The following is a 12,211-nucleotide window of genomic DNA, read 5'->3' as shown; positions in this document are numbered from 1 at the left end:
CTCGTTCGGACGACTCAGAGGAGGCACCTGTGGCTGCACTCATGCGACGGATGTCAGCGAGTGCTGTGATGATCGCCGGAATGCTCGGCGTCGCTGCTTGCTCGACCCAACAAGGGGTGAGCCGGCCATCGTCGTCTCCGGGCACGGAGGCACCGTCGAGAACGTCAAGACCTCCGTTAACCGCCGGGCAGCTGAAGGCACTCGCCTTGCAGGACAGTGAGGTGCCCCAGGCTTACGACGTGCCAGTGCAGGAACCTTCTCCGGAAGAGCGACGGAAGACGTCGCCACCGGTCTCGGATGCCTCCTGTCAAAGAGTCCTCGACATACTTGAGGCCGAGGGCGCGTCCGCCGTTGTGTTCCAGATCTACAACTGGAGGGAGAACATCTACGGGGGCGATTCCACACTGGCTTCTTACGAGGGCACGAAGGCGCAAAAGGCTTTCAGGCGGCTCCAGGAAGCCCTTGCGGACTGCAGGTCTTTTTCGGGTGTCAGTGTGGCGGGGAAGTACAAGGCCAAGATCACTACGGACAAGGTCCCGGACGTTGGGGACGAGGCCCTGAGTTTCCACGTGGTCATCCCGCTGCCCGACGGGGAGGGGGTTCGCGACGAACACCATGTTTTCGTGCGGACGGACGACGTCACAGCCAGTTTCACGGATACGAACGTAGGGATGCCGGCCCGGTTCCCCCTCGGCCTTGTCAACAAGCAGGTCGAACGGCTGAATTCCGCCCGGCGTTCCTGACCTCTACGATCGCTGCGTTTGTGATCTCGGAAGAGAAGGCTGAAACACTGTGACGGACGAGCGAGTTGTCATCGTGACCGGCGCCGGTTCCGGCATAGGCGCGGCCACCGCCCGGCTGCTGCGCGAGAAGGGGCACCAGGTGGTCGTGTCCGGGCGCCGGGTCGAGCCGCTGCGGCGCTTGGAGGACGAGACGGGCGTGCTGGCGTATCCGTCGGATGTGGGTGACCCCGAGGCCGCCGAGGGTCTGGTCGGCGCGGCGCTCGCCGCGTATGGGCGCATCGACGGTCTGGTCCTCAACGCGGGCATCGGGCGTGGCGGCACGGTCGGCGATCTGTCGCTGGCGGAGTGGGACGAGGTGATGCGCACCAATGTCACCGGTCCGCTGCTGCTCCTGCGCGCGGCGATCCCGCATCTGCGGCGGGCGCGGGGAGCGGTGGTCGCCGTCGCGTCGGTCTCGGCCCTGCTCAGCGGGCCCGGCGGTGCCCCGTATGCCGCGTCGAAGGCCGCCCTGGTGCAGCTGTGCCGTTCCGTGGCGGTGGACCACGGCCGGGAGGGGGTGCGCGCCAACGTGGTGTGTCCCAGCTGGGTGCGGACGGAGATGGCCGACCGGCGCATGGCGCGTTTCGCCCAGGAGGCGGGGCTGGGGGACGGTGGTGTGGACGCCGCCTACGAGGAGGCGACCCGGCTCCTGCCGATGGGCCGGCCGGGCGAACCGCGTGAAGTCGCCCAGGCGATCGGCTGGTTGCTCTCTCCGGCGGCGTCCTTCGTCAACGGCGCGGTGCTCACGGTTGACGGCGGGGCGACGGCGCTGGACCCGGGCACCGTCGCCTTCGACTTCCACATCGCGCCGCGCGACGAGGCCGGGTCGGCCTGAGCGGCCGGGGCCGGGCGGGGCGCGCCGATGCCCGGGGCGGCCGGCGGTAAGCCTCACCGGCCGGGGCCGGGCGGCGTGCGCCGATGGTCGGGGCGGCCGGCGGTCAGCCTCACCGGCCGGGGCCGGGCGGGGCGCGCCGATGCCCGGGGCGGCCGGCGGTAAGCCTCACCGGCCGGGGCCGGGCGGCGTGCGCCGATGGTCGGGGCGGCCGGTGGTCCGTGTGGCGTCCAGAGCCCGGCGGGCCTCGGCCACCACGTGCGGGTCGGTGACGAAGTGGGTGTCCTGGAGGGCGGAGGGTCCCGCGGCTCCGAGAGGTATCCAGGCACCGCCGCGCCGGGGCTCGGCCCGGGTCTTGGCGGAGAGGTGCACGGCGGCGACCCCCGCGGCCACCAGGGCGGGGATGTCGGGGGTGCGCACGCCGCCGCCTGCCATGACCTGCACACCGGGAGCCGCGGCGACCATCGCGGCGAGCGTGGTCGCCCCGTCGGCCGCGGTGGCCGCGCCGCCGGAGGTGAGGACCCTGGTGATGCCGAGCGAGGGGAGCAGCGCCGCGGTGGCGACCGGGTCGGCGGACTGGTCGATCGCGCGGTGGAGGGTGACCTCCACGGAGCGCTCGTGGTGCGAGGCCGCGTCATGGGCGGCGTCGGTCAGGCGGGTGAGGGCGTCGGTGTCCAGGAGGCCTTCGGCGGTCAGCGCGCCGACCACCACCCCGGAGGCGCCCGAGGCGACGACCGAGCGTACCTCGGCGACCATCAGCGCGATCTCCTCGGCGTCGTACACGAAGTCACCGGGGCGGCACCGCACCAGGGCGTGCACCGGGGATCCGACCGCTGCCACCGCCTCCACCGAGGCCGCCGACGGGGTCAGGCCGCCCAGTTCGAGCCCGGTGCACAGTTCGACCCGGTCGGCACCGTGGTCGCGGGCGGCACGGGCGCCCGCCGGGGAGGTGACCGCGATCTCGAGGGCGGTGTCCGGCGTTCCGGGGCCGCCCGGGGAGCCGGAGGGCGGGCCGGGTGGGTTCTGGTGAAGAGTGCGAGGGGCGCGAGGGGTGTAAGCGCTGCGGCCGGTCACTCGTCGTCCCCGGTGAGCGGCTGGTCGGAGGCCGGGATGATCCGGGCGGTCAGGTCCGGGTCGGCCATGTCGCGGTCGAAGGGGAACATGGGCCGGCGGATGCGGTGGTGGCCGAGTCGCACCAGGTCCTGGTCGACCCCACCCGGGGTGAGGGCCATCTTCCAGGCCGCGGCCATGTCGAACAGCTCCGGCTCCAGGTAGCCGATCTTCACGATGACCACGTCGGCGGAGCGGGGGGCCAGGTCCAGGTCGGAGAAGTCGTGTTCGTGGTGGTAGGGCTTGCGCCGCCGGGTCAGGATCGCGTACACGCTGCCGACGCGGACCACGACCTCGGTCTCGGCGTCGCGGTCGCCGTGCCGGATCGCGTGCACCACGCCGGTGAGGGTGACGGGGCCGGCGTGCCGGTCGTCCACCTCGGCGCCCGCGGTGACGGTGACGGTGGCGCCCACGCCGGCGGCGACCGCGGTGTCGACGGCGGCGGGGCCGGGCACCGAGGCGTACAGGACGGTCGGGCCGTCGTCCTTCTGGAACTCCGGGCGCTCCAGCAGCCTGGTCAGCCCCCAGGTGACGTCGCCGGCGCCGCCCGCGGTGGGGTTGTCACCGGTGTCGCTGATGAAGTACGGCCGGTGCCGCGAGCGCAGGGCCTCGTCGAGGAGGTCGTCGAAGGTGCCGGTCGGGGCGACGAAGTCGAAGTCGTGACGGGCCTCCCAGAAGCCGCGGGCGAGGCGTTCGGCGCCTGAGGACACGGCGTTCCGGTCGGGGCCGGTGACGACGACGGCCGCGCGGTTGCGTGGTTCGTCGGCCCAGGCGTAGCCGACCCATATCGCCGCGTCGGTCACCCCGGCCGTGGCCTCGACCTCCTGGACCGCCGCGTACACGCTCCTGGCGGGCTCGATGCGGGTGGAGGTCTGCTCTCCGGCCAGCAGCACCGGGACGGGCACCCATGCCTTCACCGGTCGGGGGGCGCCGGAGGCGAGCAGGTCGACCAGGTTGCGCACGGCGCGCTCCTTGGTCTCCATGTGGTCCTCGTGCGGGGCCATCCGGTAGCAGGTGATGAGGTCGCTGCGGTGGGCGAGTTCCCTGGAGACGTTGCCGTGCAGGTCCATCGAGGTGGAGACGATCACGTCGGGGCCGACGGTGGCCCGGATGCGTTCCAGCAGGACGGCCTCGGCGTCCTCGACGCCCTCGACGGTCATCGCGCCGTGGATGTCGTACCAGAGGCCGTCGAGCCGGGGCAGCGCGGCGAGGCGGTCGATGAGTTCGCCGGTGAGCGCGGACCAGGCGGCGGCGGTGACCATGCCGCCGGGCAGCGACTTGCCCACCAGGGCACCGTGCCAGTCGGCGGCCTCGCGCAGTTCCTCGCCGGATGCGAGGAAGGGGTAGCGGTCGAGTACGTCGGCGCCGCGCGAGGGGTGGAACGCGGGGGCCTCGGTGCGGGCCGGGGAGAAGGTGGACGACTCGATGCCGAGCCCGGCGATGGCGATGACCGGGCGGGCGGCGGTGCGGGATTCCGACATGGCTCCTCGTACGGGTTGGGGTGCGTCAGGGGGTGCGGGGTGCGGCGGTGCCGGGGCGCTCGTCACCGAGCCCGGTGCCGCCGGCGTTGCGCAGGGCGTGCGCCATGGCGCGCTGCAGGGCGAACTGTCCGGCCCCGACGACTCCGGCGTCGACGCCGAGGCTGGCCCGCTCGATCGTGAGGTGCTCGGTGACCAGCGGGTGGCAGCTGTCGTAGAGCTGGCTGCGGACCGCGGCGACGAAGGGTTCCAGGGTGGAGAGGATGCCGCCGAGGTAGACGGCGTCCGGGTTGAAGAAGTTGACGTTGGCGGCGAGCACCTGCCCGAGGTGTTCTCCGGCTCGGCGGACCGCGCGGGTGGCCTCGGGGTCGGCGTCGGCGGCGAGGCCCACGACGTCCTCGATGCTGCTGACGTCGGCGCCGCGCTCGCGCAGGATGCGTACCAGGGCGGCGCCGGAGGCCACGGTCTCCAGGCAGCCGGTCTTGCCGCAGGAGCAGGGGATGTCGGCGGCGCCGTCGATCCGGATGTGGGTGATGTCGCCGGCGGCGCCGGTGGCGCCCCGGTAGAGGCGGCCGTCGACGATGACGCCGGCGCCGATCGCCGAGCCGATCTTCACCATGATCGACTGTCGGTGTTCGGCGGGCCGGACGGTGTGCTCACCCATCGCCATGCAGTTGGCGTCGTTGTCGACCGCGGCCGGGACGCCGAAGCGTTCCTCCAGCCAGGTGGCGACCGGGAAGCGGTTCCACCCCGGCATCCGCGACGGCAGCATGACGCCTTCGGATCGGATGTCGACGGGGCCCGGGAGGGACAGGCCGACACCGCACAGCCGGTCGCGTCCGCGCTCCTCGGCCAGGGCCTCCAGGGTCTCGGCGAGCCGTGGCAGAGCCTCCTCGGGGCCGTCGGCGATGACGAACGGAACGGTGGAGACCTTTTCGAGCCGGCCGCCGGGCAGTGCCACACCGATCCGGGCGTGCCGGCCGCCGAGGTCGGCGGCGACCGCGAACTCGTCGGTGCCGCCGAGCCGGAGGACCTTGCGGGGGCGCCCGCCGGTGGACGACTGGGTGCCTTCCTCGGCGATCAGCCCGCGCTCGACCAGCTGCGCCACGGTCAGGGAGATGGTCGAGGGGGCGGCACCGAGCAGGCCGGCGAGTTCGGCGCGTGACGAGGCCTGGCCGGAGGCCACGAGTTCCAGGACGCGGGCGGCGAGGGGGGAACTCCCCTTCGCCGACTGACGGTTCCGCGCACTTATTTCAGTCATGTACGAAGTAACTTCCGCAACGGTGGGTGTGACGAAGACAGTACGCCCGCAGAACGCGTACGTGAACCGCTTCCCGGACAACATCGCCTTGGCCGGTAGCGTGGCAAACCGGGCCAAAGACGCCGATTTCGCTGCCCGGATCAGGCTGTGGAGACTTCTGCTCAGCTCGCAGAAACTTACTTTTTACTAATTCTTGTTTGTTTGATCGGCGTGTGGCACGTTGACTGTCGTCGCAGCGCCGATTCCCGCGGCGCCGGCCCCCACGGGGCACATCACGGGTCCTTCCACTCCGAGGAGAGTCATGTTCCTTGCTCATTCGGCGACCGGCCGCCGCTGGGCCCTCGTCGCGGGTGCCGCCGTCCTGTCCGGCGCACTGCTCACCGGCTGTTCCGGAGGCGGTACCTCGTCCTCCGGCGGACACTCGACCGACACCATCAACTACGCGCTCCCGGCCAACTTCACGCCGAACTGGATCCTCCCGGTCGGCACGGCCTCGCACCTCAACACCAACAACTCCTCCATATCCCAGTCCCTCTGGGAGCCGCTGATCGCGTACGACGGCTCCACCGGCGAGGTCGGCTGGAACAAGAAGAACTCCCTCGCCACCGCGGCGGACTTCGCCAAGGACAGCAAGAGCGTCACGATCACGCTCGGCAACCGGCACTGGAGCGACGGCAAGCCGGTCACCTCGCGTGACGTCGAGTTCTGGTTCAACCTGGTCAAGGCCAACAAGGCCGACTGGGCAAGCTACAGCCCGGGCAAGGCGCCGGACAACTGGACCTCGCTGAAGATCGTCGACGACACCCACTTCACCATCGCGTTCGACAAGGCGTACAACCAGCAGTGGATGCTCGCCAACGAGCTGAGCATGATCCGCCCGATGCCGCAGCACGTCTGGGACAAGACCGGCGACGCCGGTGCCGTCTCCGACCTGGACCGCACCAAGGCCGGCGCCAAGAAGGTCTGGAAATACCTCAACAACGCCGCAAAGAACATCTCCGGTTATGCCAGCGACCCGCTGTGGAAGGTCGTCAGCGGTCCGTACACCCTCAAGTCCTTCTCCACCGCGGGCAGGGTCGAACTGACCGCCAACGCCAAGTACGACGGCGGCGGCAAGGCCAACATCAAACACGTCAACCTCCTGCCCTTCACCACGACCGACGCCGAGGCGAACGCGCTGCGGGCGGGCACGGTCGACTACGGCTACATCAACGCCACCGACCTCAGCCAGGAGGCCTCCTTCAAGTCGCGGGGCTACACGATCAAGCCGTGGGCGGGCTGGGCGATCACCTACATGCCCTACAACTTCAACAACCCCGCCATGGGCGCCGTTTTCAAGCAGCTCTACGCCCGGCAGGCGATCCAGATGTCGGTCGACCAGACCAGCCTGTCGAAGGTGGTGTTCAACGGCACCGCGGTCCCCACCTACGGCCCGATCCCCCAGGGACAGGCCTCCGACTTCGTCTCTCCGGAGCAGAAGAACAACCCCTACCCGTTCGACACCGCCAAGGCGAAAAAGCTGCTGACCTCGCACGGCTGGACCGAGCGGAACGGCACCATGGTGTGCACCGACGCGGGCAGCGGCGACGACCAGTGCGGCTCGGGCGTCGCCAAGGGCACCAAGTTCGAGATGCACGTGCTGTCCCAGTCCGGTTCGACCGTGACCGACAACATGATGAGCGCGCTGCAGTCCTCCTTCTCGAAGACCGGCATCAAGTTCTCCATCAAGACCGCCCCCGTCAACTCGGTGCTCTCGCAGACCGGTCAGTGCAAGTCCGCCGACCCGGGTTGCAAGTGGCAGCTGTCCTTCTTCGGCACCGCCGGCAGCTGGTACTTCCCGGCGTACCCGAGCGGTGACTCGCTCTTCCAGACCGGCGGCGGTTCCAACTTCGGCAGCTACTCCAACCCGGAGGTGGACAAGCTGATCACGCAGACCACCACCTCCGACTCGACCGCCGCCGTCCAGAAGTACAGCGCCGCGCTGGCCAAGGACCTGCCGGTGATCTGGCTGCCGGAGCCCGACTACCAGGTCTCCGTGGTCAAGAACGGGCTGGGCGGCTTCGCGCAGGACTCGCTCGCCAACTTCCACCCCGCCATGTGGAAGTGGACGGACAACTGAGCCCGGCCGGTGACCCAGCGCATTCCTGAGCCGAAGCGACCGGAAAACACATGAGCACTCCTTCGTACCTGATCAGACGGGTCCTCCAGGCCGTCGCGGTGATCGTGATCGTGACGATCGTGGTCTTCGGTCTGCTGCACGCCCTGCCCGGGGGGCCCGCCCGCGGCATCCTCGGCCCGCAGGCCACGGCGCAGCAGATCGCCCGCTTCAACCACGAACAGGGCCTCGACGAGCCCCTGCCCGTGCAATACCTCCACTACCTGAACCAGTTGCTGCACGGTGACCTCGGCACCTCGTACACCCTGAACGCCCCGGTCTCCCGGCTCATCGGGGAGCGGCTGCCGAAGACCCTGGTGCTGACCGTCCTGTCGTTGGTCATCGGCCTGCTCCTGGCGATCCCGCTGGGTATGTGGCAAGCGGTGCGCCGCAACAGGCCGGCGGACTACGTCATCACCACGCTGAGCCTCATCGCCTACTCCACGCCGGTGTACTTCCTGGGGCTGATCCTGGTTCTGGTGTTCAGCCAGGTGCTGCCGTGGTTCCCGTCCCAGGCGCCGCAGGGGGAGTCGCTCGCCCAGGTGTTCTCCGAGCCGCAGGCCCTGGTGCTGCCGGTGGTCACCGGCGCCGCCTCCATGGTGGCGGTGTTCAGCCGCTACATGCGCGCCGCCACCCTGGAGAACCTCTCCGAGGACTACGTCAGGACGGCGCGGGCCGGGGGTTCCGGCTACGGCGCCATCCTGCGGCGGCATGTGTTCCGTAACTCCCTGACCCCGGTGATCGCCATGCTCGGCTACTACCTGCCGGTGCTCTTCGGCGGTGCCCTGGTGGTGGAGCAGCTCTTCAACTACCCCGGCATGGGGTTGTTGTTCTGGTCCGCCGCGCAGGCCTCCGACTACCCGGTCCTGCTGGGCTGTGTGCTGGTCATCGCCGTCGCCACCGTGGTCGGCACGCTGCTCGCCGACATCGTCCAGCGGATCATCGATCCCCGAGTGAAGGCAGGCCGGGCATGAGCGCCGTCATCCAGCCGGCCAAGGCGCCCGGCACCGCGGACACCCCCCGTGAGACCTCCGGCACCCGGCTCGCCGTGCGGCGCTTCCTGCGCAACCGGCTCGCCGTCGCCGGGCTCGGCGTCGTGGTGTTCTTCGTCCTGTTCTGCTTCGTGGGCCCGCTGCTGTACTCCACGGACCAGACCCACACCGCCCTCGACCAGGTCAACCTCGCCCCGAGCGGCGCACACTGGCTCGGCACCGACGCCGTCGGCCACGACGAGCTGGGCCGGCTGATGTACGGCGGCAAGGTGTCGCTGATCGTCGGTCTCGCCGCGGGCGCCCTGGCCACCGTCATCGGCACGCTGTGGGGCGCGGTCGCGGGCTATGCCGGCGGCTGGATCGACGCGGTGATGATGCGGATCGTGGACGCGGGCATCGCCATCCCCGCCCTCTTCATCCTGCTGGTGGTCTCCGCCATCACCACCCCCGGCCTGCCCGGCCTGATCCTCATCCTCGGACTGGTGTCATGGCTGGTGCCGTCCCGGCTCATCCGGGCCGAGACGCTGACCCTGAAGAACCGCGACTACGTACTGACCCTGCGCGCCATCGGGGGAACCCACGCCCGCGCGATCCTGCGGCACATCCTGCCCAACTCCGTGTCGACCATCATCGTCGCCACGACCTTCCAGATCGCCGACGCCATCCTCCTCGTCGCCTACGTCTCCTACCTGGGCCTGGGCGTGCAGCCACCGGCCACCGACTGGGGCGGCATGCTCTCCGCGGGACTCACCGCCGCCTACTCCGGCTACTGGTGGCTCATCCTGCCGCCCGGCCTGGCCATCATCCTGGTGGTGTGGGCGTTCAACGCGATCGGGGACGGGCTCCGTGACGCTTTCGACGTGAGGGGACGCGGATGACCGCCACCCAGGCCTCCGCCGCCCCGGCGGCCGAGCCGATTCTCGAACTCGACGACCTCGATGTCGTCTTCACCACCGAGTCCTCGGAGGTCCCCGCCGTACGGGGGGTGTCCCTTCAGGTGCGTCCCGGTGAGACCCTCGCCCTGGTCGGCGAGTCGGGCTCCGGGAAGTCCACCGTCGCGCTGGCCGCGATGGGGCTGCTGGCCGGAAACGCCCGGGCCACGGGCCGGGCCGTGATCGACGGCACCGACATCGTCGGCGCCGACGAGGCGGGGCTCGCCGCGCTGCGGGGCCGGACCGTCTCCATGGTGTTCCAGGAGCCGGCCACCGCGCTCGACCCGCTCACCCGGATCGGCAAGCAGATCGCCGAGGTGATCCGCAACCACGGCGACGTCTCCGCCAAGGACGCCGCCGCTCGCGCCGTCGACCTGCTGCGCAGGGTCGGCATCCCCGAGCCGGAGAAACGCGCGGCCGCCTACCCCTTCCAGCTCTCCGGGGGCCAGCGCCAGCGGGTGGTCATCGCCATGGCCATCGCGAACGATCCGGCCCTGCTGATCGCCGACGAGCCGACCACCGCGCTGGACGTCACCGTGCAGGCCGAGATCCTCGACCTGCTGCGCAGGCTCGCCGCCGAGACCCGCACCGGCGTCCTGCTCGTCACCCACAACATGGGTGTGGTCGCCGACTTCGCGGACCGGGTCGCCGTGATGTACCAGGGCCGGATCGTGGAGACCGGCCCGGTCGAGGACGTACTGCTGCGCCCGTCCCACGACTACACCCGGCGGCTGCTGGCCGCCGTGCCCCGGCTGTCGGTCGCGGAGCCCGACGGGCGCGCGCCGGCCGGCGAGGCCCGCCCGGACGACGGGTCCGGCGGCGGCGACGCCACCGCGCCGGTCGTCGAACTCCGCGACATCTCGGTGGTGTTCGGCCGCGGAAGGCGCGCGGTGCACGCCCTGGACGGTGTCTCGCTCGTCGTCCGCCCCGGCGAGACCCTGGGCCTGGTGGGCGAGTCGGGCTCCGGCAAGTCCACCGCGGCGCGGGTCGCGCTCGGCCTGATCCCGCCGACGTCCGGCACCGTGTCGCTGTTCGGCGCCGACCTTTCCCGTACCCGTTCCCGTGCCCGCCGGGCGCTGCGATCCGGCATCGGCGTGGTCCTCCAGGACCCGGTCGCCGCGCTCGACGCCAGGATGACGGTCGGCGAGTGCGTCGCCGAGCCGCTGCGGGTACATCGCAGTGGGCTGTCCGCCCAGGAGCGGCGCGGCAGGGTCGAGGCGGTGCTCGACCGGGTCCGGCTGCCCCGCGACATCGTCCGGCGCGCCCCCGGCGAGCTGTCCGGCGGTCAGCGCCAGCGGGTGTCCCTGGCCCGCGCGCTGGTGCTCGAGCCCCGGCTGCTGGTCGCCGACGAGCCCACCAGCGCGCTCGACGTGAGCGTGCAGGAGTCCGTGCTGAAGGTGATCACGGAGCTGCAGGACGAGCTGGGCTTCGCCTGTCTGTTCGTCTCCCACGACCTCGCGGTCGTCCAGCAGTTCGCCCGCCGGGTCGCCGTCATGCGGGCCGGGCGGATCGAGGAGCAGGGCCTCACCGGGGAGACGCTGCTGCACCCGGAGACGGACTACACCCGGCGGCTGCTGGCCGCCGTGCCGGTGCCCGACCCGGTGGTCCAGCGCGGACGCAGGGCCGAACGCCTGGCCACCCTGGCGGCCGGACGCACGGGGGCCGAGGCGTGAGCGACCGCCCCTTGTTCGCCGGCGTGGACATCGGCGGGACCACGACCCAGGTGGTGGTGTGCGACGACGACCTCACGGTGCTCGACCGGGCCGGAACGGCCACTCCGGCGGCCTCCGGCGGGCAGGCCATGATCGACGCCGCGCTCGGTGTCCTGACACCGCTGTTGCGGCGTACGCCCGGCCGGCTGATCGGCGTCGGGGTCGGCGCGGCCGGGGTGGTGGACACCGCGGGGGGCCGCATCCTGGTGGCCAGCGACTCCTTCAGCGGCTGGTCGGGCTTCCCGGTCACCGCCGCCGTGGAGGACGCCCTGGGCGTGCCCGCGTTCCTCGACAACGACGTCAACGCGTTCCTGCGCGGGGAGGTGTCGGGCGGCGCGGTACGGGGCGAGCCCGATGTCCTCGGCATCGCGCTGGGCACGGGTGTGGGCGGCGCGCTCTGGGCGGGCGGCCGGCTCTTCGCCGGCCCGCAGGGCGCGGCCGGTGAGATCGGACACATTCCCGGGTTCGGCGACCTGCCCTGTACCTGCGGGGGGCGTGGCCACCTGGAGACCCTGGCCTCCGGCCGTTCCATCGGGGCCCGGTTCGCCGACCGCACCGGCCGCCCGCTCACCGCGCGAGAGGTCGCCGACGCGGCCACGCGCGGCGACCAGGACGCCCTGGAGGTGTACCGCGCCGCCGGCGCCGGGCTCGCTCGGGCGGTGGTCATGACGGCCGGCCTGGTGGACATCACCACCGTGGTGATCGGTGGCGGCGTGAGCCGCGCCTGGCACCTCCTCGAGCCCGTCATACGGGCCCAGCTCGCCGAGGAGCCCCCGGTCAGCGGTCACCCGGTCCGCCTGGTCCGTGCCCGGCTCGGCGCCGATGCCGTACCCGTGGGCGCCGCCGCCCGCGCCCGCCTGGAGACCACACCGGGTGTGGGAGTCCTGACGACACCCTGAGGGCCAGCCGACAGCGAGAGGGATACGGCACGCTAAGCTACCAATCATCCCATCGCAG

General features: G+C 71.4%; 10 protein-coding genes. 7 read left to right on the top strand and 3 right to left on the bottom strand.

Annotated elements, in window-relative coordinates:
• Window positions 1-239 precede the first annotated feature (239 nt).
• Both ABFY07_RS03555 and ABFY07_RS03550 read left to right on the top strand, forming a co-directional pair.
• The gene (locus ABFY07_RS03555; RefSeq protein WP_346173004.1) at window positions 240-743 is read left to right on the top strand and encodes a hypothetical protein; all 504 of its coding nucleotides are present in this window, start codon (window positions 240-242) and stop codon (window positions 741-743) included.
• Between the two features lie 49 nt (window positions 744-792).
• Window positions 793-1,617, top strand: coding sequence for an SDR family NAD(P)-dependent oxidoreductase (locus tag ABFY07_RS03550; protein WP_346173003.1), 825 nt, complete (start codon window positions 793-795; stop codon window positions 1,615-1,617).
• 165 nt (window positions 1,618-1,782) lie between these two features.
• On the opposite strand, the gene ABFY07_RS03545 is transcribed toward ABFY07_RS03550, so the two are convergent.
• The 3 genes from ABFY07_RS03545 to ABFY07_RS03535 form a co-directional block, all read right to left on the bottom strand.
• Window positions 1,783-2,574 carry a copper homeostasis protein CutC gene (locus ABFY07_RS03545; protein WP_346173121.1) on the bottom strand — a complete coding sequence of 264 codons (792 nt, stop codon included), beginning with the start codon at window positions 2,572-2,574 and terminating at the stop codon, window positions 1,783-1,785.
• A 110-nt stretch (window positions 2,575-2,684) separates the two neighbouring features.
• Window positions 2,685-4,205: a M81 family metallopeptidase gene (locus tag ABFY07_RS03540; RefSeq protein WP_346173002.1), complete on the bottom strand. Its 1,521-nt coding sequence runs from the start codon at window positions 4,203-4,205 to the stop codon at window positions 2,685-2,687.
• A 25-nt stretch (window positions 4,206-4,230) separates the two neighbouring features.
• The gene (locus tag ABFY07_RS03535) at window positions 4,231-5,463 is read right to left on the bottom strand and encodes an ROK family transcriptional regulator (RefSeq protein ID WP_346173001.1); all 1,233 of its coding nucleotides are present in this window, start codon (window positions 5,461-5,463) and stop codon (window positions 4,231-4,233) included.
• A gap of 301 nt (window positions 5,464-5,764) precedes the next feature.
• Here ABFY07_RS03535 and ABFY07_RS03530 point away from each other — a divergent pair, with 301 nt between their 5' ends.
• From ABFY07_RS03530 to ABFY07_RS03510, 5 genes are read left to right on the top strand one after another with little or no spacing between them, the layout of a single operon-like run.
• Window positions 5,765-7,582: a peptide ABC transporter substrate-binding protein gene (locus tag ABFY07_RS03530; RefSeq protein ID WP_346173000.1), complete on the top strand. Its 1,818-nt coding sequence runs from the start codon at window positions 5,765-5,767 to the stop codon at window positions 7,580-7,582.
• A gap of 50 nt (window positions 7,583-7,632) precedes the next feature.
• Window positions 7,633-8,592: an ABC transporter permease gene (locus ABFY07_RS03525; RefSeq protein WP_346172999.1), complete on the top strand. Its 960-nt coding sequence runs from the start codon at window positions 7,633-7,635 to the stop codon at window positions 8,590-8,592.
• Entirely contained in the window at window positions 8,589-9,488 is a 900-nt protein-coding gene (locus ABFY07_RS03520; protein WP_346172998.1) for an ABC transporter permease, read from the top strand. Before ABFY07_RS03525 ends, ABFY07_RS03520 begins: the two co-directional genes overlap by 4 nt.
• Entirely contained in the window at window positions 9,485-11,215 is a 1,731-nt protein-coding gene (locus tag ABFY07_RS03515; RefSeq protein WP_346172997.1) for a dipeptide ABC transporter ATP-binding protein, read from the top strand. The genes ABFY07_RS03520 and ABFY07_RS03515 overlap by 4 nt, the downstream gene beginning before the upstream one ends.
• 11 nt (window positions 11,216-11,226) lie before the next feature.
• Window positions 11,227-12,153 (top strand): ROK family protein, encoded by a 927-nt coding sequence (locus ABFY07_RS03510; protein WP_428836853.1) that lies wholly within the window; start codon window positions 11,227-11,229, stop codon window positions 12,151-12,153.
• Window positions 12,154-12,211 lie beyond the last annotated feature (58 nt).

The organism is Streptomyces sparsogenes subsp. cuspidosporus, from assembly GCF_039532705.1.
Lineage (GTDB): Bacteria > Actinomycetota > Actinomycetes > Streptomycetales > Streptomycetaceae > Streptomyces > Streptomyces sparsogenes.
Note: the sequence above shows the minus strand (reverse complement) of the source record. Positions and strands in the feature narration are given on the sequence as shown.

Bases quoted from the DNA above. Each gene is read 5' to 3' on its own strand.
- ABFY07_RS03540 (WP_346173002.1), bottom strand. From the start codon at position 4,205: ATGTCGGAATCCCGCACCGCCGCCCGCCCGGTCATCGCCATCGCCGGG.
- ABFY07_RS03535 (WP_346173001.1), bottom strand. From the start codon at position 5,463: ATGACTGAAATAAGTGCGCGGAACCGTCAGTCGGCGAAGGGGAGTTCC.
- ABFY07_RS03530 (WP_346173000.1), top strand. From the start codon at position 5,765: ATGTTCCTTGCTCATTCGGCGACCGGCCGCCGCTGGGCCCTCGTCGCG.
- ABFY07_RS03525 (WP_346172999.1), top strand. From the start codon at position 7,633: ATGAGCACTCCTTCGTACCTGATCAGACGGGTCCTCCAGGCCGTCGCG.
- ABFY07_RS03520 (WP_346172998.1), top strand. From the start codon at position 8,589: ATGAGCGCCGTCATCCAGCCGGCCAAGGCGCCCGGCACCGCGGACACC.
- ABFY07_RS03515 (WP_346172997.1), top strand. From the start codon at position 9,485: ATGACCGCCACCCAGGCCTCCGCCGCCCCGGCGGCCGAGCCGATTCTC.